The following is a 24,871-nucleotide window of genomic DNA, read 5'->3' on the forward strand; positions in this document are numbered from 1 at the left end:
CAAAGTCTTTTATTTTAGTACATTCCGTCCATTCCACCTGGAGCTGCCATTGGAGCTGGATTCTTTTCTGGGATATCAACTACTGCTGCTTCTGTAGTTAAGAAGGTAGAAGCAACGGAAGCTGCATTTTGAAGTGCTGAACGAGTAACCTTAGTTGGGTCCACGATACCAGCTTTAATCATGTTAACATATTTATCAGCTCTAGCATCATAGCCTATGCCTACTTCGCTGTTCTTGATCTTGTCAATTACTACTGAGCCTTCCACACCTGCATTAGCAGCTATCTGCTTAACTGGATATTCAAGAGCTCTTACCACGATATTGATACCAACCTGAGTATCAGCATCCTCTGAAGTTAAAGCTGCAACCTCATTCATTACATTTACATAAGCAGTTCCACCACCAGGTACTATACCTTCTTCTACTGCTGCCTTTGTAGCTGCAAGAGCATCCTCTATTCTAAGCTTCTTTTCCTTAAGCTCTGTTTCAGTAGCAGCACCAACCTTGATTACTGCAACTCCACCAGCAAGCTTAGCTAATCTTTCTTGAAGCTTTTCTCTATCGAATTCAGAAGTTGTTTCTTCTATCTGGCTCTTTATCATAGAAACTCTGTTATGAATTTCTGTTCTATCGCCTCTGCCATTAACTATAACAGTATTTTCCTTAGTAACCTTTATGCTATCTGCCTGACCTAGCATATCTATAGTAGCTTCCTTAAGGTCATAGCCAAGCTCCTCAGAAATTACTGTACCACCTGTTAATACAGCTATATCCTGAAGCATTTCTTTTCTTCTATCACCAAAGCCTGGAGCCTTAACAGCTACGCAGTGGAAGGTTCCTCTTAGCTTATTAACTACTAATGTAGCTAAAGCTTCTCCTTCTACATCTTCTGCTATGATAAGAAGCTTCTTACCAGATTGAACGATTTGTTCAAGAACAGGAAGGATTTCCTGGATGTTTGATATCTTCTTATCTGTAATAAGTATATATGGATTTTCAAATACTGCTTCCATCTTTTCAGTATCAGTTACCATGTAAGCTGATAGATAGCCTCTGTCAAACTGCATTCCTTCAACTACATCTAGCTCTGTGCCCATGGATTTAGATTCTTCTACAGTGATAACGCCTTCGTTTCCAACCTTCTCCATAGCATCAGATATAAGCTTACCTATCTCTTCATCAGAAGCGGATACAGCAGCAACTCTAGCTATATCTTCTTTTCCTTCTATTGGTCTTGATATATTCTTTATACCTTCAACAGCCTTATCTACAGCCATCTTAATACCGTTTCTAACCTGCATTGGGTTAGCACCAGCAGTAACATTCTTTAAGCCTTCTCTGATTATTGCTTGAGCAAGTAATGTAGCTGTAGTTGTTCCATCACCAGCAACATCATTTGTCTTGGTAGCAACTTCCTTAACAAGCTGTGCTCCCATGTTCTCAAATTGATCCTCTAGCTCAATTTCTCTAGCTATAGTAACACCATCATTAGTTATAAGTGGTGAACCGAATTTTTTATCTAATATAACATTTCTTCCCTTAGGTCCTAAAGTAACCTTTACTACATCAGCTAGCTGGTCTACACCGCTCTGCATAGCTCTTCTTGCTTCTTCACTGAATTTAATCATCTTAGCCATATTCTTCTACCTCCTAGTATATTTATTCTACTACTGCTAATATGTCGTCTTGCTTAAGGATGATATATTCTTCCTCACCCATCTTAACTTCTGTTCCCGCATATTTGGAGTATAATACCTTATCTCCTACCTTAACTTCCATTTCAATAGTCTTTCCATCTTCTACCTTACCAGGTCCTACAGCTACAACCTCAGCCTCCTGTGGTCTTTCCTTTGCTGATCCTGTTAAAACTATTCCGCTCTTTGTCTTTTCTTCTGCTTCCAATCTTTTGATTACTACTCTGTCACCAAGTGGTCTAATATTCAATTAAAACCCCTCCTTATAATATATTTATATTATTATTTACCTTTTATGATTTCTTGTTAGCACTCAATACTATTGAGTGCTAATACAATTATTATAATAATAAAAGAATAAATAGATTTCAACTAATAATAGAAATGTAAATAGTTATTTTTTGGCGATTACAACCTGTTAATGCGGTTTAATTAAGTATTGCTCAATATCTCGCTAATTTGCTTTTATTTTCTGTAAATTATTTTTTCTAGTAAATTTTAAAGGGTTATTCTATAATTTACCTATATCACCTATATATCATACCCTATAAAGGAAGTGTTTATGATGAGTTTTTTAAAAGTTACCAAAAGATTTAAAATATCCACCATTATAATGGGATTGGCCCTGGCAATCTTCATCCTTGGCTTCTCTGTAAAATTTGTATTGAACTTTACTCCCCTTTATTCCTTTGATATATCCTATCTGTCTATAGATGAAAGGGTTGGCATGAGCAAGGAAGCACTATTAGAAAATTATAAAACAGTAGTTAATTATATAGAAAGCCCTTTTATCGATAAGCTTGTTTTCCCTGATTTCCCCATGTCTAGAGAAGGAGAAATACACTTTTATGAGGTAAAGGAAATATTTAATAAATTTGATATTTTATTTTACGGAAGCTTAATTGTCCTCGCAGCCCTTATTCTTTATAGAAAAAAGAAGAGGATTAAGGATTACAGCTATTTAAAGGTAGGAGCTTACTTAAGCCTCATACTGCCACTGGTGCTGGCCTTACCCTTTGCAGTGAATTTCAGCAGGGCTTTTGTGATTTTTCATGAGCTGTTCTTTGATAATGACTACTGGATCTTCGATCCTGCCACTGATCCAATAATCCTAGCGCTGCCCGAAGAGTTTTTCTTCCACTGCGCACTGGTAATCCTGGCAGTTCTTATCCTAGGCTTTATTGCCTCTATAACGCTCTACAAGAGACTTAATAAGGCCAATAAGGCATAAGCTAGCTCCAAGAAGCATAAGGGCTATATAACCCCTTACAGCTTCTTGGAGCCTTATCACAGGTTTGTTCTTTAATTATTTTCTTGTGATATCCTGAATAATCCTTCGGCCATAAAAGACTCCAATAATAAAGAGTACAGACATAACCACGGCGATGACAATAAGCATAGGAAGATTATCCAAATCAAGCTTTTCTCCAAAATATAAGGAAATTATAAGAGCAGGTAGCCGTCCTAAGGTGGAGTATAAGACAAAGCTTTTAAAGGTTATCTGAGAGATACCGCAGATGTAGCCCAGTATATCTTTGGGGATTCCTGGAATAAGATATAGAAAGAATACAACTCCTTTGAGCCTTTTTATATCCTTCTCTTCTTCTCCTAGGGCTTCCAGCTTTTCTAGTATCCATATATTATTTTTAGATAATATTTTATGTACAAACTTCCTACCGAGGCTGTGGGCAATGATATAGGTCAGGGAGCTTCCTATTATTATACCTAATATTGATAAAGCTCCTCCCAGAAGAGTTCCAAATATATATCCCCCTGCTATCTGGATGATTTCTCCAGGGATAAAAAATATAATTATCTGCATGATTTGAAGAGCAAGATATACCAGAGAGCTATAATGTCCATAGCCTAAAACAAAGTTCCTTACCTCATCCGGTGTCTTAAAAATCCCATAGTTTTTATATATGTATAAATATCCTGCAACAGCTAATATTCCAAGAAATATATATAAAATATATTTAGCTTTTTTTCCTCTAACCATATTGCCCCCACGAACTGTTTTTATTTAAATTATATCATTTTTCTACAAAATTAAAACATGCAGCACCAGGGCTGCATGTTATTTTTATATTAAATACAATTTAAAAATTTGTAAGCTCCTATTATTCTCTATCCAGTTTTATGCTCTTAAAGGCATCAAGCCTTTCATTATCTAGAACGGCCTTTCTTGTTGCCTGAGAGTTATTTTTAGTGAAGGCTCCCTTAGATTTGTAGATTGGGTTAACTACCGCTGCTCCGTTGATACAGCCTCCTTCACACATCATTCCTTCTATAAAATTCCCCTCTAACCTTCCAGCCTTGGCCATGGTCATGGTCTTTTTCAGCTCCTGGGCTCCACTGGCTTTAACTGCCTTAAATTCTATCTCAAGTCCCTTGCCTGCTACAAAGTTTTCAATAGCTGCCGTAAGTCCACCACCAGCACCAAAGCCTCTTCCAAATACAGAAGCATCATCAATCTCTTCAGCTTCACAATCTGCTGGATTAACCCCATGGGCATCTAAAACAGCCACAATTTCCTCAAAGGTAAGTACATAATCTACCGCATCCTTTAAGTTACTCTTTGAGGCTTCAGCTTTTTTTGCTGTACATGGTCCTACAAAAACTACTTTTGCCTCTGGATCTAAGGATTTTATATATCTACCCGTAGCTATCATTGGGGAAACAGTACCAGATACTCTCTCCACCTGATCAGGAAATTTCTTTTCTATAAAGCTTAGGAAGCCTGGACAACAGGAGTTAGTCATATACTTGTCTCCTCTTTCCATTCTCTCAACAAATTCCTCTGCCTCGTGAACAGTAACAGCATCTGCTCCACAGGCAGCTTCAAACATATCAGCAAAACCAACCTTTTTGAAGGCTGCTTTTATCTGCCCATAGCTTACCTTAGGTCCAAACTGACCTGAAAGAGCTGGTGCCACTATGGCATACATTTTTCTTTTATGTGTTAATCTCTTTACTACAGGCACTATAAGAGACTTGTCTGATATAGCTCCAAAAGGGCAGTTAGCCATACAAGAGCCACAGTTTACACAATCCTTTTCTTCTATCTGAGCTTTTCTATCCTCTAAGCTCACCTTTAGTGCTCCTGTAGGACAAGCTACCTTACAGGGTCTACATCTCTCTGATATTGCATTATATGGACAAGCTTTCTTACATAAGCCACATTCTTTGCATAACTCTTGATTAATGTATGCTCTTCCCCCTACCTTCGATATTGCTTGAGCAGGGCACACCTCGATACATCTATGAGCAAGACATCCTCTACAACCCTCTGTTACATTGAACTTATCTATAGGACATCTATCACAGGCTGCGTCTATAACATAGATAATTTGCTCCTCTGGTCTTATATCAGTATATTCATCACTGATATTATCACCGTCAGGCATATAACCAGCAGCTAGCTTAACTCTCTCCTGAACTATTGCTCTTTCCTTGTATACACAGCAGCGATATTGAGCCTTCTCTCCTGTAATAATTTCATAGGGTACCTTTTCTAAGGATTCTTTTGTTAAATCATCCTTCATAGCCAAGAGAGCAACGTTTTTTAAAACCTCATGCTTAAGCTTTTTTAATCTAGTTTCAAACTGAATCATTTTATCCCACTCTCCCATTTCATAAGATATATTTATCAAATAAAACTATAACCTCATAACACTTGCTAAAACCATAATTATTATACCATATTTAGTTATTTCTCTAACGTTTTGTAAATTTTCACACTATTCTAAAGATAAACATTTACATAGGCATATTTATTGCATTTTGATAACTTATAAAAGAAAATACGCTTAAAATTATTCTTTATTTATAGATAAAAAGCATCTATTAATAACCTATTATTTTAACATGCTTTTATAATATATGTTAAAATATTATGCATAAATCAGAAAAAAGTTAATGGAAGCCATCCAGGCTTCCATTAACTTTTTTATTTTACTATTTCAACTTCATTTTTTTAAAAAACAATGTAACAAAAAATAAGATTAAACCTGTATATTGTTCTCCCTGGCATAATAGAACAAATATTGCTGAGCAAAGCCTGAAAGCTCTCCGAACTTTTCTCTAGCAAAAATTCGCATCTTAGGCAGTGAAACATCTGGTGCTAAATAAAAATGCTGCATGGCTCTCTTCACCCACACATCTACTGGGAAGGCTGAATATTTCCCCATGGAAAATAACATTATACAATCAGCAACCTTAGGTCCAATTCCAGAGAAATTCTGCAGAGCTATATGGCAAGCATCGGCATCGAGAGCCTTAATGGCATTCAAGTCATAAGCTAATAGCTCCTGCAGCTCTACAGGGTTCTCTAAAAACTGTCCCTCTGAATTTTCTCTTGCCTTTATCTCATCGATTACCATGTTCACCTTTGCTACCGTATCACTTAAATATTTGCTTCTAAAGGAAGCACCACAGGCTTCGAAGGCTTCAGCTCCTAGTCCCTTAAGCTCCTCTGGGGTTGGAAAAGCATAATAGGTATTTCCTTTGTATTCTATGGGCTTACCATAAGCTTCACTGATTCTTTTTATGGTTTTCATAATCACCGGTATACTGTTTCTTGCGGATATAATAAAGGAAAGGGTTATTTCAAAGGGATCCTGCTGCAGTAGCCTTATTCCATGACCATATTCCACAGCCTTATGGAGCAGAGGATCCTCTGAAAGCTCTTCTTTTATCTTACCGTAATCTCTCTGAAGGTCAAAATACTGCTCCCATATCCCGCTAAAATCCTCCAGGGTAGTGTTATAAATAATAACGTCCTCTCCCTGCTTTTCCAGCTCTATCACTCTTCCACGGGCCACTCCTATGTAATTTCCATTTTGCTGTCTTTCCCATCTAAAGCACTGGCCACAATCAAAAATATGAGGAAGCTCAAAATTCTTAACTCCTCTTATTACAACTCCTTCTGGTATTGCTTCTACAATTTTATAATCCATATTTATCACCTGCTTCTTTCTTTTTCAATAATTTCTTCTAAAGTTTCTGCTACCACAGCAATATTAATCTCATTATAGATTAATTTATTAAAAAAGAGAACAGACTTTTTGGATAAAAATACTCCAGCTATTAAATAGTAGTAACTACCTAATAGCTGGAGCAAAATTATTTCTATTATTGAACGCTCTATTTACTTACGGCAATATAATTATCTATAGCCTCAGCAGCCTTCTTACCAGCACCCATAGCAAGGATTACTGTAGCTGCTCCAGTAACAGCATCCCCTCCGGCATAAACACCTTCTCTGGAGGTAAGACCCGTTTCTTCATCGGCTACTATACATCTCCATTTATTAGTATCCAAGCCTTTAGTAGTGGAGGATATAAGTGGATTTGGAGAGGTCCCCAGGGACATAATTACAGTATCCACTTCCATGATAAACTCTGAGCCAGCAACCTCTACAGGTCTTCTTCTTCCTGAAGCATCTGGTGCTCCCAGTTCCATTCTAATACACTTCATTCCCTTAACCCAGCCATTTTCATCCTGAAGAATTTCAATAGGATTAACGAGGGTGTCGAAGATAACCCCTTCCTCCTTGGCATGGTGTACCTCCTCTATTCTTGCAGGAAGCTCAGCTTCACTTCTCCTGTATACGATATGGGATTCTGCTCCAAGGCGGAGGGCAGTTCTAGCGGCATCCATGGCCACATTTCCTCCTCCAACTATAGCTGCTTTCTTTCCAAGCTTTATAGGAGTGGAATAATCCTCCTTAAAGGCCTTCATGAGGTTGCTTCTTGTAAGGAATTCATTAGCAGAAAATACCCCATTGGAATTCTCTCCTGGTATTCCCATAAACTTTGGTAGCCCAGCTCCTGAACCTATAAACACAGCCTTAAAGCCTTCCTCTTGAAGAAGCTCATCGATAGTTACAGTCCTTCCAACTATTACATTGGTTTCTATCTTAACACCGAGCTTTTTAACATTCTCTACCTCATGCTTAACTACTGTATCCTTAGGAAGTCTGAATTCAGGAATACCGTAGACAAGAACTCCACCTGGCTCGTGAAGAGCTTCAAAGATGGTTACATCATAGCCCTTCTTTGCCAAGTCTCCAGCGCAGGTAAGCCCTGCAGGTCCGCTGCCTATAACTGCTACCTTCACACCCTTTGACTCCTGCTTCTCAGAAAGGTCTATGTTATTCTCTCTGCTCCAGTCCGCTACAAATCTCTCAAGCTTTCCAATAGCTACGGCCTCTCCCTTAATCCCAAGGACACATTTCCCCTCGCACTGGCTTTCCTGAGGGCAAACTCTTCCACAAACAGCAGGTAGAGCACTATCTCTGGCAATAGTCTTTGCAGCAGCTTCAAATTCTCCATTCTTCACCTGCTGTATGAATTCAGGTATTCCTATAGTCACAGGACACTGAGTAACGCAGAGGGGCTTTTTACAATTCAAGCATCTTGCTGCTTCAGCCATGGCTTCCTCAGGAGTATAGCCAAGACAAACCTCTTCAAAGTTTCTAGCTCTTTTCTCGGGCGCCTGTTCACTAATAGGTATCCTTTTCATTCTATCCATTACTCTTCACCTCCGCAGCCACAACCACCGTGATGGTGGGTGTCCCCTTCTTCCTCTTTAAGGATAGCCCTGCCTTCCTCACTCTTATACATGGCCTGCCTTCTCATAGCCTCATCAAATTTTACTAAATGACCATCAAATTCCGGTCCATCTACACAAGCAAACTTAACCTCATCCCCTACAGTAACCCTGCAGGCACCGCACATCCCTGTGCCATCTACCATTATGGGGTTTAAGCTTACTATGGTAGGTATATTAAGCTCTTTGGTTAAAAGACATACAAATTTCATCATTATCATTGGTCCTATAGCAATAGCTAGGTCATAGTGCTTGCCTTCATTAATTACAAGATTCTTAAGCTTTTCCGTTACCATTCCCTTAAAACCATAGGAACCATCATCCGTTGCGATGTAGAGGTTACCAGCTACAGCCCTCATCTCTTCTTCAAGGATAACAAGCTCCTTATTTTTTGCCCCTACTATAACATCACAGGAAATCCCTCTCTCGTGAAGCCACTTAACCTGAGGATATACAGGAGCCGTTCCTACTCCCCCTGCAATGAATATCATTTTTTTATTCTTTAATTCCTCTAAGGATTCCTCTACCATTTCTGAAGGTCTTCCTAAAGGACCCACAAAGTCCTGGAAATAATCTCCCTCATTTAAAATCGCCATCTGCTTAGTAGAATTTCCAAGTGTTTGAAATACTATAGTTACTGAGCCTCTCTCACCATCATAATCACAGATAGTAAGCGGAACTCTCTCTCCCCTCTCATCAAGCTTAACTATTACAAACTGCCCTGGATGACAGGATCTAGCTACCCTGGGTGCCTCAACATCCATGAGATAAATGTTATTAGCAAGAAGCCTCTTACTTAAAATCTTATACATCTCATTTCCCCCTAATATTATTCATTTGCAAAAATTCTCACAATTTATTTTATCACATCAAGACAATTTTTTCACAAATTTTTTACTAATAAAAAAAACAAATTTAATAAGATTTTGTAGTTTTATACATTTATAAAGGAACTATTTCTATAGTAAAAAAATTTCTCCTCTTAAAATATATATTTATATTAAAATCCCCTCTATTATTTATGAGTTTATATTTTTATTTACAGCTACTATAAAGAACAGGCTCAAATATAAGTACGCTATAAACAAAGAACCGACAGTGTATATGCCGGTTCTTTTTAACTACAAATTATTTGCTATAATCGAAAACACCTTTTTTGGTTTTTCTTCCGAGCCAGTTTGCTCTAACATATTTTCTCATAAGGCTGTGTGCCCTGTATTTGCTATCTCCAGTTTCACTGTAAAGAACATCCATTATAGCAAGACAAACATCAAGACCAACTAAATCTCCTAGTGCTAGTGGTCCCATAGGATGATTGGCACCCAGCATCATTGCCTTATCGATATCCTCTGGGCTAGCTAGTCCCTCTGCCATTATTCCGAAGGCTTCATTAATCATAGGAATAAGTATTCTATTAACTACAAAACCAGGAGCCTCAGCTACCTCAACAGGATCCTTACCTATAGCTACAGAAACTTCCTTTACCTTGTCAAAGGTTTCCTGAGAGGTTGCCATTCCCTTAATTATCTCCACAAGCTTCATAACCTGTGCAGGATTGAAGAAATGCATTCCAATAACCTTATCTGGTCTCATAGTAGCTGCTGCTACCTCAGTTATGGATAGGGATGAAGTATTTGTAGCTAATATAGTTTTCTCTTCACAAATCTTATCTAGCTCAGCAAAGATTTCTTTTTTAATCTTCATATTCTCTACTGCAGCCTCAACTACTAGATCGCAGTCAGCAGCAAGGTTAAGATCAGTAGTTCCTGAAATTCTGGATAGTATCGCTTCCTTATCCTCCTCAGTAATCTTGCCCTTAGCAACTAATTTGCCAAGACCTTTTCCTATTCCTGCAAGTCCTCTGTCTACAAATTCGTCCTTGATATCCCTCAGGATAACCTCATAGCCCTTTTGTGCAAAAGCTTGAGCTATACCTGCTCCCATGGTACCAGCACCTAATACAAATATCTTTTCCATTAAAAATCCCTCCTATATTAATTATCTTCTTTCATGGCCTTAGCCTGAGCAATAATTTCAGGAATTACCTTATTTAAATCTCCAACGATAGCTAAATCCGCGGCCTTCATGATAGGCGCACTTTCATCCTTATTGATAGCAATAATGTAATCTGAATCCTGCATACCAGCTAAATGCTGTATAGCTCCAGAAATACCACATGCAATGTATATAGTAGGTCTTACAGTCTTTCCTGTTTGTCCAACCTGATAATCCTTTTCTCTCCAACCGCTGTCTACCGCTGCTCTGGAAGCTCCAACAGTTCCTCCCAAAGCCTCAGCTAAATCCTCTAAAAGCTTGAAGTTCTCTTTTGCACCTACTCCTCTACCACCGGAAACTATTATATTAGCATCAGCAATATCGGCTATTTCCTTATGCTCCTTATGAACCTCAACAATTTCAGTTCTAATGTCTTCAGGCTTTAAATTAACCTCTACCTTTTCAATGGAAGCTTCATGAGCAGGAGTACTATTCTTTTCAAAAACTCCTGGTCTTACAGTAGCCATCTGCGGTCTGTGAGCCTCACAGGCTATCGTTGCCATAAGGTTTCCACCAAAGGCAGGTCTAGTTGCAAGCAAGAACTTTGTATCAGGATCTACATCTAAGGAAGTACAGTCTGCTGTTAATCCTGTCCCTAATTTTGCTGCAACTCTAGGACCTAAATCTCTTCCTATAAAGGTTGCTCCAATAAACATAACTTCTGGTTTTCTTTCTGTAGCTAAATCACTTATAACTTTAGTATAACCGTCTGTAGTATAACGGGCAAGTAGTGGATGATCTGCCACTAAAACCTCATCGGCACCATGTGCTGCCAGTTCCTTTGCTAAAGCTTCTATATTTTCACCTAATAAAAGTGCTGTTAACTTAACACCAAGCTTATCAGCTATCTTTTTACCTTCTCCTAAGAGCTCCAGGGAAACCTTTTGAAGCTTACCTTCTCTCTGCTCTGCAAAAACCCATACGCCCTTGTAATCAGCAATATTCATTATTTTTACCCCCTCTTAGCTAGATGTAGTGCCTTTCTTTCATTTTTTTAAGCAGATAGCTTGCAGCTTCCTGTGGTGGAAGATTTACTATCTCACCCTGACCTTTAGCTTCCTTAGTCATGGATTTTTTAACCTTGGTAGGTGATCCTGAAAGTCCAAGCTCTTTCTTGTCTACATCCATTTCATCGGCAGTCATTATTCTGATTTCCTTGTTAGCAGATTCGAATATTAAGGCTGCATGCATGTATCTTGGCTCATTTAATTCCTTGATAGCTGTTAAAACTACAGGCTTATTTACTTTTAATATTTCATAACCATCCTCTAAAGCTCTATTTATAAGAAGGTAATCTCCTTCTACCTTTACTTCCTGCACGTAGGTAACCTGTGGCAGGTCTAAATGCTCAGCTAGTTCAGGACCAACCTGAGCAGTATCTCCATCAATCGCTTGTCTTCCTGCAAATATTATGTCAAAATCTCCTAAGGTTCTAATAGCTCCAGCTAATGCTTTTGAAGTAGCTAGAGTATCGGCACCAGCAAAGGCTCTGTCTGTTATGAGTATAGCTTCATCAGCCCCCATGGAAAGTGCTTCTCTTAAAGCATCCTTAGCCTGAAGTGGTCCCATGCTTATCACTGTTACATGAGCTCCATATTTATCTTTAAGAGCAAGTGCTTCTTCTAAAGCATGCTTGTCCTCAGGGTTTATTATTGAAGGTACACCTTCTCTTATTAATGTACCCGTCTTAGGATCAATTTTTACTATTGCTGTATCAGGTACTTGTTTAACACAAACTATGATATTCATTACACTGCCCCCTTATTTTAAAGCATTGCCAGCGATAACCATTTTTTGAACCTGTGAGGTACCCTCATAGATTTCTGTTATCTTCGCATCTCTCATCATTCTTTCTACAGGATAATCCTTAGTATAGCCATAGCCACCAAAGATCTGAACTGCCTTTGTAGTAACCTCCATAGCTACTTCAGAAGCAAACAACTTAGCTCTTGCAGCTTCAGTGCTGTAAGGAAGCTTATGCATTTTATTCCAGGCAGCCTTGTACACTAAATATCTAGCTGCTTCTATCTTAACGTCCATATCTGCTATCATCCACTGTAGTCCCTGGAAGGCTGAAAGCGGCTTTCCAAACTGCTTTCTTTCCTTCATGTACTTAACTGCTTCCTCTAAAGCACCCTCAGCTATACCTAAGGCTTGAGCTGCTATACCTATTCTACCTCCATCGAGAGTTTTCATAGCTATACCAAAGCCTTTGCCTTCTTGTCCTAAGAGATTTTCTTTAGGAACTATGCAGTTTTCCATGATGAGCTCTGCTGTAGAAGATGCTCTTATACCAAGCTTATTCTCTATCTTTCCTATGGAGAAGCCAGGGAAGCTCTTTTCTACTATGAAGGCACTTATCCCTTTTGTTCCCTTGGAGCGGTCTGTCATTGCAAAGATAATAAAGGTATCTGCATATCCACCATTGGTAATAAATATTTTTGAACCATTAAGCACATAATGGTCTCCTTCAAGTCTTGCCACTGTCTGCTGCCCTGCAGCATCTGTACCAGCATTTGGTTCAGTAAGACCAAAGGCACCAAGCTTTTCTCCCTTAGCTAGAGGAGGAAGATATTTTTCCTTCTGAGCTGGAGTGCCGAAGGCTTCAACCACTGCAGCACACAAGGATACATGTGCAGAAAGGATAACTCCTGTAGTTCCACAAGCCTTTGAAAGCTCCTCTACGGCAAGTATGTAGGACAAATAATCCCCACCAGCACCACCATACTCCTTAGAGAAAGGAATACCCATAAGGCCATACTTAGCCATTTTTTCTATATTTTCCAGAGGAAATCTTTCTGTTTCATCGATTTCTCCTGCAATTGGCGCAACTTCATTCTGTGCAAATTCCCTTACTAACTGTTTTATAAGTTCTTGCTCCTTGGATAAACCAAATTCCATTTATTATACCCCCTAATATATAATGCTATTTATTTTGAAAGTTCTTTTCTGCTCTCTTTTCTACAAAAGCAGTCATTCCTTCCTTTTGATCCTGTGAGGAAAAGCATTCTCCAAAGACCTCTGCCTCATAGCTTATAGCAGTATCCATATCCATCTGCATCCCTCTATTTATTGCAGCTTTACTGAGCTTTACAGCAATAGGTGCTTGTTTAGCTATGGTTAAAGCAAGAGCCTTAGCCTCTTCCATTAAGCTTTCTGGAGCCACAATTTTATTAACAAGGCCAATTCTTAAAGCTTCATCAGCCTTGATAACCTTACCAGTATAGATTAATTCTTTTGCCATACCAAGGCCAACCACTCTTGCTAAACGCTGGGTTCCACCAAAGCCAGGAGTGATTCCAAGACCAACTTCTGGTTGTCCAAATTTAGCCTTTTCAGAAGCTATTCTTATGTCACAGGAAAGGGATAATTCACAGCCTCCTCCCAGAGCAAAGCCACCTATAGCAGCTATCACTGGCTTTTCTAAGGTTTCTAATCTTCTGAAAACTTTATTTCCAAGAATAGAGAACCTTCTGCCTTCCTGCACAGTGAGATCCTTCATTTCTGTAATATCTGCTCCAGCAACGAAAGCCTTTTCACCAGCCCCAGTTAAAATAACAGCATATATACTGTCGTCCTCTTCTAATAGGTCCAGCACAGAGTTTAATTCTACTAAGGTCTCACTATTTAAGGCATTTAAAGCCTTGGGTCTATTAATAGTGACTGTAGCGATATTTCCTTCTTTTTCAAATAATACATTATTAAGTTCCATTCAGTTTCCTCCTTAAATATCATTAAATTATCAACCCTTAATAAGTGTATAAATTATGTTCTACTACTTCTTAAGAATAAGCTTTAGTAAAACACTATTAGTAACTTGTCCTTTTCAATAAATCGTATAAATTTTAACAATGTTTAAATGTATTATATCTAAATTCAAGAAGCCTTAGCGACATATTATTACAATTTACTCCTTGTAAATTTAAAAATATACCACTTAACAATTCTATAGAGAAAAAAAAATGATAATCAAAGCTTGAAGCCTCAATTATCATTATATAACTTTGTTAATTTTTTTGCAATATAATATTCTAATAATTATGGTTTATTTTACAAGTCATAATTTTTATAAAAATATATTGCGAGATTAATTATTTTCATTAAGAAGATATATCAGTGTCAACAAACTCTCGCTAAGATGAACATTTTCAATGGTCACTTCATTAGGAGCTGAAAGGTCTACAGGAGCAAAGTTCCAGATACCTTTTATCCCTCCCTTTACCATCATGTCACATACCTTTTGAGCGTTAGTCTGAGGAACACATATTACTCCTATATCTACGGAATTCCCCTCTAAAAACTCTGGTAAATCGTCGATGTCGCTTATTTCAATATCTCTGATTCTTATGCCTACAAGCTTTGGATTAGCATCATAAATACCCTTTAAATTAAACCCAAGCTTTTCAAATCTTGTGTAATTAGCAATAGCCTGACCTAAGTTTCCAGCACCAACAATTATGTAGTCATATTCCTTGTTAAGACCTAGTATAGCACTAATCTGGTTATAAAGATCCTTAACATTATAACCATAACCCTGCTGACCAAAGTCTCCAAAGCAGTTTAAATCCTGCCTTATCTGTGAAGCAGTAAAACCTATCTTTTCACTGAGCTCCTTAGAGGAAATTCTATCAACGTCATTTTTAAGTAAGTCCATTAAATACCTCTGGTATTTAGGAAGTCTTTTAATAACGGCCATAGAAACATTTTTTTTCTTATCCATATAAAACACCTCTTCCTATATATTACCTTGGCTGTGATACGCCTATTTATAAAAAGTAAATTTTGAATAAGTAATTTACAATATAATTATCCTGAAGTGTTATTAAAGTAACAACTATATTGTTAACTCTTCTACAATTCTATTTAGTTAATTATATCATAATATTATCAATCACTATAATTATTTACCATATCATTATTAAATTATAACATAAAATCTTTTTTATTATTATTTATTTATGAAAAAATTTAACAAAACTTCATCCAGGCCTAAATGCTCTAATAGTATTTTACAAGCAATAACAATTAATAACACCCCACCGAGAATTGTTGCTTTTTCTTTAACTAAGTTTCCAAGCTTCTCTCCTAGAATAACAGCCAAAAAACTCATGGTAAAGGTTACTAGTCCAATGATAACTGCAGCCCAGAGGATATTAACTTGGAGAAAGGCTAAGGTTATACCTAAGGCTAAAGCATCGATACTGGTTGCAACAGCCAAGGATAGATAAAGCTTTCTGCTGAAGGAGGTTATACATCCTAACTCTTCATCTTCTTTAAAGGAATCAACAATGAGCTTGCCCCCTAATATAGCAAGGACAGTAAAAGCAATCCAATGATCTATCCCTTCTATGTATGAAGAAAAGCCTTTACCTAATATCCATCCTATCAGTGGCATTAACCCTTGGAAAACCCCAAAATACAGACCAGATTTTAATGCAGTCTCACTCCTACTTTCCCTACAGCTCTTAAGACCTAATGAAATTGCTACTGCCGAAGCATCGGTAGCTAACCCTAATGAAATAACTAAAAGACTTCCTATCCCCACGATAATCCCCCCAAATAGTTAATACGAAAAAGAGACTTATGTATAACGCAACCCTTCGTTATACATAAGTCTCGCTTTAAATACAAAGCCAGATGTAAACATCAGCATGTTGACTCTGCAACAGGTGTAAACACCTGTAAGCTACTCCCTTATGCCTGAAAGTATCTCAACCTCTATTATTATAATTAAGGTCTTTTTTCCTGTCAACAACTAATTTCTAAATAAATTTATATATTTTGTAGCCATCATATATATCTTTTATATTCTGAAAGCTCGCTCAATTCATTGATTAAATGCTTAATTTCCTGATCCTTACCTTTATCCATAATGAGTATTACATCTCGCGCATTTACAATCACCAGATCCTTTATACCAAATCCAATAATCAAATTCTCCTTAGACCCAAAGACATAGCAATTTTCACTCTGATCTAAAAATACATTATCCCAAACATAATTCCCCTTCTGCCTGTTTAAAAATTTGCTTAGGGCTGAAAAGCTTCCTATATCATCCCAAATAAAATCTCCCTTAATTACAAAAGCCTTTCTGGTTTTCTGCATTATACCAAAATCAATAGATATCCCATCAATAAGCCTATACTGCTCATCTATAGTCTGTTTTTCTAAGGGGGTGTCTATATTTTGATATATCTCCAGAAGACTTTTATATATCTTAGGAAGATATTTTTCAAATTCTCGAAGGATTACATCTGCTCTAAAGATAAACATACCACTGTTCCATAGATAGGTACCCTTTATCAAAAAATCCTTGGCTACTTCTAAATTTGGCTTCTCAGTAAAACGTGCCACTCTATAGGTAGCAATATTCCCCTGAACCCTTTCACCCATTTCTATATAGCCATAGCCTGTTTCCGGAGAGGATGGCTCTATGCCCAAGGTCACAATCCCCCTCCTTCTATCTGCAATTTCAACTCCCTGGAGCAGGGTATCTGAATATATTTTTTCCCCCTCAATATAATGATCCGAGGGGAGCACCATGAGAACTGCATCCTTATCCTTTTTTAGAAGCTTACAGGCAGAAAGACCTATACAGGTGGCGGTTTCTTTATTAGCGGGTTCAACAAATATATTACCCTCAGGTATAGAAGGCAGCTCTTCTTTAATCTTCTCTACATAATCCTTATTGGTGACTATATAAATATTATTCTTTTCTACTAACGTCTCAATCCTTTCTACGGTATTTACCAAAAAACTTTTATTATTTACCAGCTTTAAAAATTGCTTAGGGGTATCGCTTCTTGATAAAGGATATAACCGAGTCCCTTTTCCTCCAGCTAGTATCAAAGCATACAGCAAAGAACTTCACTCCACAAAATACTATGGTCTATAATATGCCTATTTCCCTTTTTCGGTGAGTAATCCAATGTTCTTTCACTAATATACATTGATAGTATACAAAATAAATACTTTTATGTTAAAATTAACCTTATGTATATACAGACCTAATACTATCGGGGTGATTTTTATGGGGTGGGTAATATGAGATTAAAGTTAATTAGATATAGGAAGCATATTTTTTTCTTTTTATCATCAACAATAGTACTGTTATTTATGTCCTTTATCTTAGACAATCTTAATGGAACAGGTGCAGATTTAAGCAACTCTTCCTCCTACGAAATATTAGTAGGAGGAAAATATTATCAGTTGTATAGAGATACCTTAGGACTTATAGGTAAATTTATACCATTGGATATACACCTGATTACTGCTGATGATCCAATCTTAATGCTACTTTTCGGCCTGATTTTAGGCAGCTCAATGATGCATATTATTTATCATCTAACTATATATAAAAAAAGAAGGATTGAGAAGAATTCTTTATACCTTGGCTTATTCTCTATGATTATAATAATGAGATTTTTTATGACAGGACAGGTTGTTTTCGATAATATATTGAGGGTATTCCACTGGAGAACAAATGTTATTTTGTACTGCCTTACAGCTTTTACTCACATAAGCTTTTTTATTATGTATATAAACGAACTATATCCTAGGCTGTTATCTAAGAAACTCATTAGGTTTAACAGACTTTTTCTATGGATATATAGCTGTTTAATAATTATTTCTCCTATAAAATTCTATTCATATTTGTTTATTTCCTATTTGCTTATTACTATTCTTACTCTTTCTGTTATTGCTTTCAGGGCTATTATATCCTCCTTCAAAGAAAAGAATAACCTTTATCCAGGAGCTATCTCTTTAATATTCCTCACCACAGCCGTTGCTGATATTGTATCTAAATATTTTTATAATTATAGTAGCTATTTTATGTATTTAGCTATCCTTATATTTTTACTAAGTGTAACCTATCTAATGGCTGTTAGAAACATAGAAAGCTCAAAAAATAACGAAAGACTTGGAGAACAGCTTAAAAGAAACAACCTTTTAAAGGATGAGTTTTTAAGCCATATAGCAAAGGAGTTGAAGTCTCCCATGATCAGCATTATAGGACTTACAGAAGCCATAGTATCCGATAGCACTCCTTTGAGCTCCGAACAGCTTCTTAATACAAGACTTATAAATTATAGTGCCATTCAGCTATCTCATCTTATAGATGAGCTTTCCGATTATTCAAGGCTGAATAATGACGGAATAATTCTTGATAAGAATTCTGTTAATATAAAGCAGCTTTTAGATATAATTATTCTCATTGAAGAAAGCTCCTTAGAGGATAAGAAAGTAAATATAATAAACAATCTTCCCGACGGCTTCCCAATGGTCCACGGGGATATAAATAGACTTCAACAGATTTTTACCAATATAATTGAAGCATCTATAAAGACTCTTTCCACTGGAACTGTTACCATCTCAGGAAAAGAAAAAGAAGAAATAATAGAGATAATTATAGAGGACACTGGAAGCGGACTTCCTTTTTGGAAGCTTAATAACTTATTTAATTTGTACAGCATTAAAGATAAAGAGGACGCTGCCTTTTCAAACTTAAGCCTCCATCTCACTAAGAAGCTAATAGAGCTTCATGAAGGTACTATAGAGGTTTTTTCTACCCTTGGAAATGGAACTTCCTTCACCCTTACCCTTCCTAAAGCGGCGGATAAACCTGAAGGTTCTCCATCCTCTAACAGCGCTGCCTTTCAGTCTCTAATAGAAAGCTATGTTGTAATGGAAGAAGCAGCAATTTCTTTTGAAAGCACTAATATAAGCCATAAAATACTCATAATAGATAATGACATAGCTGCTGGGAGGTTGATAGAAAATCATCTTGCAGCGGAAGGCTACCACGTTATAAGCGTATCTAAGGGAAGAGAAGCAATGAGCATAATAGATAATATAGAAGATATAGATTTAGTATTAATCAATCTATTTATTCCTGATATTTCTGGAATTGACCTATGTACCTATATAAGAGAAGTAAAATCCCCTAACGAGCTTCCTATTTTAATGCTCACCTCCAGTATAAAATCAGAGGAGCTTATATTATCCTTCCAGGCAGGAGCCAATGATTATTTAATCAAGCCTGCAGAAAAAACTGAGCTTTTAGCTAGAGTAAGAACCCTTCTTTCTCTCAAGGAATATTATCGTGAAAATTACGAGCTTAATAACAGAATTAATTCCACTACCAAGAAGATGGCAGATTTAACTGATGATATTAATAGGGTTATGGAAATGGATATGTTGAAGACAGAATTTTTCTCCAACATTTCCCACGAGCTAAAAACTCCGCTAAATGTAATTTGGACCAGCGTACAGCTCCTTAAGAGCTTAAATACCAACGATTCTGGCTTATCAAAATACCTTCCCATCATGAACCAAAACTGCTTAAGACTGATACGCCTTATTAATAATATAATTGACATTACCAAGATAGATGGAAAATATCTTCAGATGGACATAACCAACGATGACATAGTTTACGTGGTAGAGGAGATTGTACAATCAGTAGTGAGCTACGGAGAGACTCAAGGGATAACAATTATTTTTGATACGGAAATTGAGGAAAAGATAATGTCCTTTGACCAGGAAAAGATAGAGAGGATCATCTTAAATCTTTTGTCTAATGCAATAAAATTCACTCCAAGGGGTGGAACAATAGAAGTGATTATGAGAGAAGTAGAGGATGATATAGAAATTGTAGTAAAAGATTCTGGTATAGGTATTCCAGAAAATAAACTGGAGGTAATTTTCGATCGCTTTGCCCAGGTTGATAAGTCATTATCGAGAAAAAGAGAAGGCTCTGGTATAGGCCTTTCACTGGTAAAATCATTAGTAGAGCTCCATGAAGGAACTATTGTAGCAGAAAGCGTATATGGACAGGGATCAAGCTTTATAATAAATCTTCCTGCTAGATGTACAGAAATGGAAGAATCATCTCTTTATGACAAGCTTATTCCTACTTCAAATAAAGTCGACAAAATAAATATAGAATTCTCAGATATATATTCCTACTAAGAATAAAATATCCTATAAGGAGAAGTATTAGCTGCAAAAATAAGACCAAGGCTCCTTAGGAGTAAAACTCACAAGCAGCCTTGGTCTTATTTATATATATTATATTAGCTTATTTAAATATCTTCTTATACAGCTTTATTTTATCCTTATATGGAGGGTATTTCAGCTTAAGATCAAAGATATTGCTCTGTTTAACTATTCCCCTCTCATGGGTGAAGGTTTTGAAGCTATATTCTCCATGATAGCTTCCCATTCCACTGTTTCCTACCCCTCCAAAGGGAAGTTTGTTAGAAGCAACATGCATTATGGTATCATTTATACAGCCTCCCCCTGAGGAGGTTTCTCTGAGAACCCTCTCAGCATTTCCATCCTCATTAGTGAAGAAGTATAAGGCTAAGGGTTTTTCTCTGGAGTTTATAAAGGCAATGGCTTCCTCCAGGGTATTATACTCTATCACAGGAAGTATAGGACCAAAAATCTCCTCTGTCATCACCTCAGCAGTTCTATATGAAGCCGACTTCCCTTCAGATGCTACAGCTACATCTGACATAACTTCAGAATATACTGCTACGTCTGTTAACACTGTAGGGGCTATGTAGAGCTTCTCACGATTGTAATTACCTCCCATAGCTATGTTTCCCTGTGAAAGATAGCCCACAAGTGTATCAAACTGCCTTTCATCGATTATCTTTGGATAATCAGGACTAATCATTGGGTCACTGCCATAAAATTCTTCCGTAAATTCTCTTAAATAACCTATAAATTCATCCTTATGCTCCGGTGGCACTAGTACATAGTCCGGCGCTATACAGGTTTGTCCTGCATTTATAAATTTCCCCCAGGCTATTCTCTTGGCAGCTTTTTTTAGATCGCAGTTTTTATCTATAAGAGCTGGGCTCTTCCCCCCAAGCTCTAGGGTTACAGGAGTAAGATGCTTAGATGCTGCCTCCATTATCACCTTTCCTACAGCAACGCTTCCTGTGAAGAAGATATAATCATACCTTTCCTTCAAAATCGCTGTCATCTCTTCTCTACCACCAAAGGGTTCTATCACTTTAACATACTCCTCAGAAAAGGCCTCTTCAACTATCTTCATTATGCATAGAGTTGTAGCCTTGGAGGACTTTGAAGGCTTAATTAAAGCACAATTTCCCGCAGCGATGGCGCCTATCAGAGGAGAAATATTTAGCTGAAAAGGATAATTAAAGGGACCAATTATTAAAACCACTCCATAAGGCTCCTTATAGATATAGCTTTTTGCAGGCCAGCTATATATAGGAGTCCTGACTCTTTTAGGCTTTGCTAGGGCCTTTAGATGTTTTCTAAAATAATCTATCTCCTCATAGCATAAGCCCAGTTCTGTGGTCATGGTTTCAGCCTCGGGCTTGTTCAAATCCTTTCTGAGAGCCTCAAATACCTCATCCTCATGATTTTTAATTGCCCTTTTGAGCCTAGTAAGCATTTCCAGTCTGAAAGAGATATCCTTTGTTTTTCCTGTATTAAAATACTCTTTTTGTTTATTTATTATATCCTTTATATTCATAAAAGTATCTCCTTGTGGCAAATAAATTCTAATGATAATTTACTTTCATATGGATAATATATCATTAAAAAACCCATATAAAAAGGAGAATTAACTATTCTCCCTAATTTTCATTGTATGTTTATATTTAAGCCTTCTCTAATAATACTATAAGGTATTAAAAATTCAGGATTACCTGCGGCATAAGGAGCAATTTCATAGTTTTGAAAATAAATAGTTATACCTTCTCTTCCAATATAAAAGTTTTGATTTTCCGTTATCCCCTGAAAGGCATCAGGAAAGTATTCTTCAGGCTTTTGTGCTATGGCCTCTTTAATAAATTTATTAATTACCTCCTGATAATTGTACCCTTCTTTGAAAATATCCTTAAGCTCTAATCTATTCCCAGAGACTAAATCATAGTTATGAGAAATCACCTGTGAAATTCCATGTGCTCCTCCAGTGTATTGATAGTAAGTGATTGTGAGGCTTAGGTAGTCTTTGAGATTATGAACCTCAAATAAGCTTTTAGCTTCGTAAGGAGACACCTGAACTCCAGCCTTAGTAAGCTCCTCATAGGCTCTTTTAGCCTCTAACTCTACCTGATTTCTGAAGCTCAGTGCCTCTTCCTTAAAGCCTTTGTTAATTTTATTTGCTAGCTCATTATTTCCTGGAATTTTTACTACAGGAATATTTAATTGACTTTTCAAATAAGGTATTTTCTTTTCAAGGACTTCCGTCTCTACTTGACTCACTAAACACCTTTTCTTAGGGGAAGCTTCAGAAAAACTGAAGCCAAGGAAGAGCATACTAAAAACCAAAGATAATATAATCATAAATCTTTTCATCGGAACACCCCTTTATATGCTATAGTTTTTATTATCGGAAAATCTCACTCTTTATATGTAAAAAAGATCGAATAAGTCTTATAATATATTTAGGGATTTAATTTTGAGGGGGAACCTATGAACTATGACTTTATATTAAACAAAAATAAATATGCTTTTTCCTATAACAATGTTATAGAGGTTGTGAGTGAAAAGCTAAGGGAAGGAAGAGGAAAGGAAATAACCCTATTTATTCGAGAGCTAAAGCTCTATGGGGTTGTCCTTAAGGATTTAACCTCATTGCTTCCAAGCCTTAAGGAAAAGAATCAGCTATTAAATATAGCTATTAATATAAATAACTCTCCTGTACTTAGCAAGGAGTTTTTCAGTATACGAAGAATTAATATCAACAAGCTCGCAAAGATCGCTGGCTATTCTAAAAGATATTTAGAAAAATGGAGCAGCTATATAATAGCTTACACTATTATTGCAGGTAATGAGGCTTACAAAGGTCTTCAGGATTATTTAAGCATTGCTGAGGCTAACGAAACTGTTTTAGACACCAAAGCCCTTACCATAGCAGGTGAAATAAGAGGACTTGTCCTTTCTGAAAGCAAAGGAAGCAGTATTATACTAACCTCCTATGGGGAGTTTATAAATATAAAACCTACGGATAAGACTCCAATAGGAGCTATAGCTGTAGGTACTAAGAAAAAGACTCTATCAGATTATAAAGGCTTAATAGCTTTGATTATTTTAGCATTAACTGTTGCTGCAATATCCTTTACTATTTATTACAGCATTCCTAAAAGCACCATTGTCATTGAACATAACAGCAAATACACCATCACCGTTAATAAACTCAATAGAATTATTGAAACTACAGCTCCTAATCAAAAGCTAAGAGGAATAATTTCCTCCGTTCATTTAAAGAATAAAAGTATAGATAAAGGTCTTATAAGCTTTTTTGAGGTTTTAGAGAAAAATGAGCTATTAAGCTCCGATAAAGAAATGACTATAATTATTTCTGGTGAAGAATTAGAATATGGCACTCTCAACGAAAGCAGAAACTATTTAAAAGAGAAAAAAATACCCACAAGCATAAACAACGCAGGTAAGGAATACAAAAACAAATAAGCAGGAAGGAAAGAATTCATGAACAAAAGAGATAGCAAGCCCTCAAATATGGTTGATCAAACCACTTCTCAGGGTATAAGGATAAATAAATTTATTGGAGAAAGTGGCTTCTGTTCTCGTCGGGAAGCGGATAGATATTTAGAGTCAGGGGCAGTAAAAATAAATGACAGAGTGGCAGTATTAGGCGATAAGGTCTTCCCTGGAGATAAGGTAACGGTTAAGGGTAAGCTTTTAACAAAGGAAGAGGAGCTAGTCTACATAGTCCTAAACAAACCCGTAGGGATTACCTGTACTACTGATAGATCTGTAAAGGGTAATATCATCGATTATATGAATTATCCCAAAAGAATATTCCATGTAGGTAGATTAGATAAACCCTCTCAGGGCTTAATACTAATGACCAATGATGGCGAAATAGTAAATAAGATTCTCCGCTCTAGAAACAATCATGAAAAGGAGTATATAGTTACTGTGGATAAACCTATAACAGAAGCTTTTATAGAGGCCATGTCTCATGGAGTAGAAATTTTAGACACAGTAACCAAAAAATGCTATGTAAAGAAGGAAGGACCTAAGGTTTTTAGAATCATTTTAACTCAAGGCTTAAATAGACAGATACGAAGGATGTGCGAGACCCTCGGCTATAATGTAACTAAGCTAGAAAGAATAAGAATAATGAATATAAAACTTAAAAGTCTACCCATTGGCCAATGGAGGTACGTTACCCCTAAGGAAATGAAGATTCTTAGAGGACTAATAGAAGACTCTTCTAAGACAGAAGAGGCATCCTATGAAGATATAGAATAGAAAACGGGCTTAAGCCCGTTTTTATTATTGCCTAGTGAATTATATCTATCAAATTTAATCTCTCCAAGGATAATTGTTGTAATTAAAGCTAAAAATAATACAACAGAAATAATCATAAGAAGCACTTTATTTCTCCCTTTCATATTCTACATCTCCCTTAGGTATAATTTAAATAATACATAAAGCTTCTAATATAATGATATAAAAAATCCTTTGTAAATATTCATTTTACTTATATAAAAGAA

Annotated in this window: 22 protein-coding genes; 4 read left to right on the forward strand and 18 right to left on the reverse strand. The window is 36.6% G+C overall.

Annotation, left to right across the window (positions count from 1 at the left end):
- Positions 1-14 precede the first annotated feature (14 nt).
- Together groL and groES are read right to left on the reverse strand one after the other, a co-directional pair.
- Positions 15-1,637, reverse strand: coding sequence for a chaperonin GroEL (gene groL / locus ACPWSR_RS00720; protein WP_426349780.1), 1,623 nt, complete (start codon positions 1,635-1,637; stop codon positions 15-17).
- Positions 1,638-1,659: 22 nt separating this feature from the next.
- On the reverse strand, positions 1,660-1,944 hold the full coding sequence (gene groES, locus ACPWSR_RS00725; RefSeq protein ID WP_426349781.1) for a co-chaperone GroES: 285 nt from the start codon (positions 1,942-1,944) through the stop codon (positions 1,660-1,662).
- Positions 1,945-2,259: 315 nt separating this feature from the next.
- Here groES and ACPWSR_RS00730 point away from each other — a divergent pair, with 315 nt between their 5' ends.
- Complete coding sequence (locus ACPWSR_RS00730) at positions 2,260-2,925, forward strand: TIGR01906 family membrane protein (protein WP_426349782.1); 666 nt, start codon at positions 2,260-2,262, stop codon at positions 2,923-2,925.
- 75 nt (positions 2,926-3,000) lie between these two features.
- Here ACPWSR_RS00730 and ACPWSR_RS00735 read toward each other — a convergent pair whose 3' ends face one another.
- The 13 genes from ACPWSR_RS00735 to ACPWSR_RS00795 form a co-directional block, all read right to left on the reverse strand.
- Complete coding sequence (locus ACPWSR_RS00735) at positions 3,001-3,693, reverse strand: TVP38/TMEM64 family protein (protein WP_426349783.1); 693 nt, start codon at positions 3,691-3,693, stop codon at positions 3,001-3,003.
- A 121-nt stretch (positions 3,694-3,814) separates the two neighbouring features.
- Positions 3,815-5,308, reverse strand: a complete 1,494-nt coding sequence (locus ACPWSR_RS00740) for a 4Fe-4S dicluster domain-containing protein (protein WP_426349784.1) — start codon at positions 5,306-5,308, stop codon at positions 3,815-3,817.
- Between the two features lie 390 nt (positions 5,309-5,698).
- The gene (locus ACPWSR_RS00745; RefSeq protein WP_426349785.1) at positions 5,699-6,652 is read right to left on the reverse strand and encodes a DNA-3-methyladenine glycosylase family protein; all 954 of its coding nucleotides are present in this window, start codon (positions 6,650-6,652) and stop codon (positions 5,699-5,701) included.
- A 187-nt stretch (positions 6,653-6,839) separates the two neighbouring features.
- Positions 6,840-8,228, reverse strand: a complete 1,389-nt coding sequence (gene gltA, locus ACPWSR_RS00750) for an NADPH-dependent glutamate synthase (RefSeq protein WP_426349786.1) — start codon at positions 8,226-8,228, stop codon at positions 6,840-6,842.
- Positions 8,228-9,118, reverse strand: a complete 891-nt coding sequence (locus tag ACPWSR_RS00755; RefSeq protein WP_426349787.1) for a sulfide/dihydroorotate dehydrogenase-like FAD/NAD-binding protein — start codon at positions 9,116-9,118, stop codon at positions 8,228-8,230. Before ACPWSR_RS00755 ends, gltA begins: the two co-directional genes overlap by 1 nt.
- A gap of 316 nt (positions 9,119-9,434) precedes the next feature.
- Entirely contained in the window at positions 9,435-10,283 is an 849-nt protein-coding gene (locus tag ACPWSR_RS00760; RefSeq protein ID WP_426349788.1) for a 3-hydroxybutyryl-CoA dehydrogenase, read from the reverse strand.
- Positions 10,284-10,300: 17 nt separating this feature from the next.
- Entirely contained in the window at positions 10,301-11,308 is a 1,008-nt protein-coding gene (locus ACPWSR_RS00765) for an electron transfer flavoprotein subunit alpha/FixB family protein (protein ID WP_426349789.1), read from the reverse strand.
- Positions 11,309-11,327: 19 nt separating this feature from the next.
- On the reverse strand, positions 11,328-12,110 hold the full coding sequence (locus ACPWSR_RS00770) for an electron transfer flavoprotein subunit beta (protein ID WP_426349790.1): 783 nt from the start codon (positions 12,108-12,110) through the stop codon (positions 11,328-11,330).
- Positions 12,111-12,122: 12 nt separating this feature from the next.
- Positions 12,123-13,262 (reverse strand): acyl-CoA dehydrogenase, encoded by a 1,140-nt coding sequence (locus tag ACPWSR_RS00775; protein ID WP_426349791.1) that lies wholly within the window; start codon positions 13,260-13,262, stop codon positions 12,123-12,125.
- A gap of 25 nt (positions 13,263-13,287) precedes the next feature.
- Positions 13,288-14,073, reverse strand: coding sequence for a short-chain-enoyl-CoA hydratase (locus ACPWSR_RS00780; RefSeq protein WP_426349792.1), 786 nt, complete (start codon positions 14,071-14,073; stop codon positions 13,288-13,290).
- 375 nt (positions 14,074-14,448) lie between these two features.
- On the reverse strand, positions 14,449-15,081 hold the full coding sequence (locus ACPWSR_RS00785; RefSeq protein ID WP_426349793.1) for a redox-sensing transcriptional repressor Rex: 633 nt from the start codon (positions 15,079-15,081) through the stop codon (positions 14,449-14,451).
- 228 nt (positions 15,082-15,309) lie between these two features.
- Complete coding sequence (locus tag ACPWSR_RS00790) at positions 15,310-15,906, reverse strand: manganese efflux pump MntP family protein (protein ID WP_426349794.1); 597 nt, start codon at positions 15,904-15,906, stop codon at positions 15,310-15,312.
- Between the two features lie 245 nt (positions 15,907-16,151).
- Positions 16,152-17,222, reverse strand: a complete 1,071-nt coding sequence (locus tag ACPWSR_RS00795; protein ID WP_426349795.1) for a mannose-1-phosphate guanylyltransferase — start codon at positions 17,220-17,222, stop codon at positions 16,152-16,154.
- Between the two features lie 183 nt (positions 17,223-17,405).
- Between ACPWSR_RS00795 and ACPWSR_RS00800 the strand changes: the two genes are divergently transcribed.
- Positions 17,406-20,333, forward strand: coding sequence for an ATP-binding protein (locus ACPWSR_RS00800; protein WP_426349796.1), 2,928 nt, complete (start codon positions 17,406-17,408; stop codon positions 20,331-20,333).
- A gap of 109 nt (positions 20,334-20,442) precedes the next feature.
- Here the strand turns inward: ACPWSR_RS00800 and ACPWSR_RS00805 are convergent, their stop codons facing one another.
- Together ACPWSR_RS00805 and ACPWSR_RS00810 are read right to left on the reverse strand one after the other, a co-directional pair.
- Positions 20,443-21,876: an aldehyde dehydrogenase gene (locus ACPWSR_RS00805; protein ID WP_426349797.1), complete on the reverse strand. Its 1,434-nt coding sequence runs from the start codon at positions 21,874-21,876 to the stop codon at positions 20,443-20,445.
- A gap of 110 nt (positions 21,877-21,986) precedes the next feature.
- Complete coding sequence (locus ACPWSR_RS00810) at positions 21,987-22,703, reverse strand: DUF3298 and DUF4163 domain-containing protein (RefSeq protein WP_426349798.1); 717 nt, start codon at positions 22,701-22,703, stop codon at positions 21,987-21,989.
- A gap of 117 nt (positions 22,704-22,820) precedes the next feature.
- Between ACPWSR_RS00810 and ACPWSR_RS00815 the strand changes: the two genes are divergently transcribed.
- Positions 22,821-23,819, forward strand: coding sequence for an anti-sigma-I factor RsgI family protein (locus ACPWSR_RS00815; protein WP_426349799.1), 999 nt, complete (start codon positions 22,821-22,823; stop codon positions 23,817-23,819).
- Between the two features lie 18 nt (positions 23,820-23,837).
- Positions 23,838-24,626 carry a 23S rRNA pseudouridine(2604) synthase RluF gene (gene rluF / locus ACPWSR_RS00820; protein ID WP_426349800.1) on the forward strand — a complete coding sequence of 263 codons (789 nt, stop codon included), beginning with the start codon at positions 23,838-23,840 and terminating at the stop codon, positions 24,624-24,626.
- Here rluF and ACPWSR_RS00825 read toward each other — a convergent pair.
- The gene (locus ACPWSR_RS00825) at positions 24,608-24,769 is read right to left on the reverse strand and encodes a hypothetical protein (RefSeq protein WP_426349801.1); all 162 of its coding nucleotides are present in this window, start codon (positions 24,767-24,769) and stop codon (positions 24,608-24,610) included. The genes rluF and ACPWSR_RS00825 overlap by 19 nt on opposite strands.
- Positions 24,770-24,871: the final 102 nt, after the last annotated feature.

The sequence above is a fragment of the Alloiococcus sp. CFN-8 genome (assembly GCF_049943125.1).
Classification (GTDB): domain Bacteria; phylum Bacillota; class Clostridia; order Clostridiales; family Clostridiaceae; genus JAEXZL01.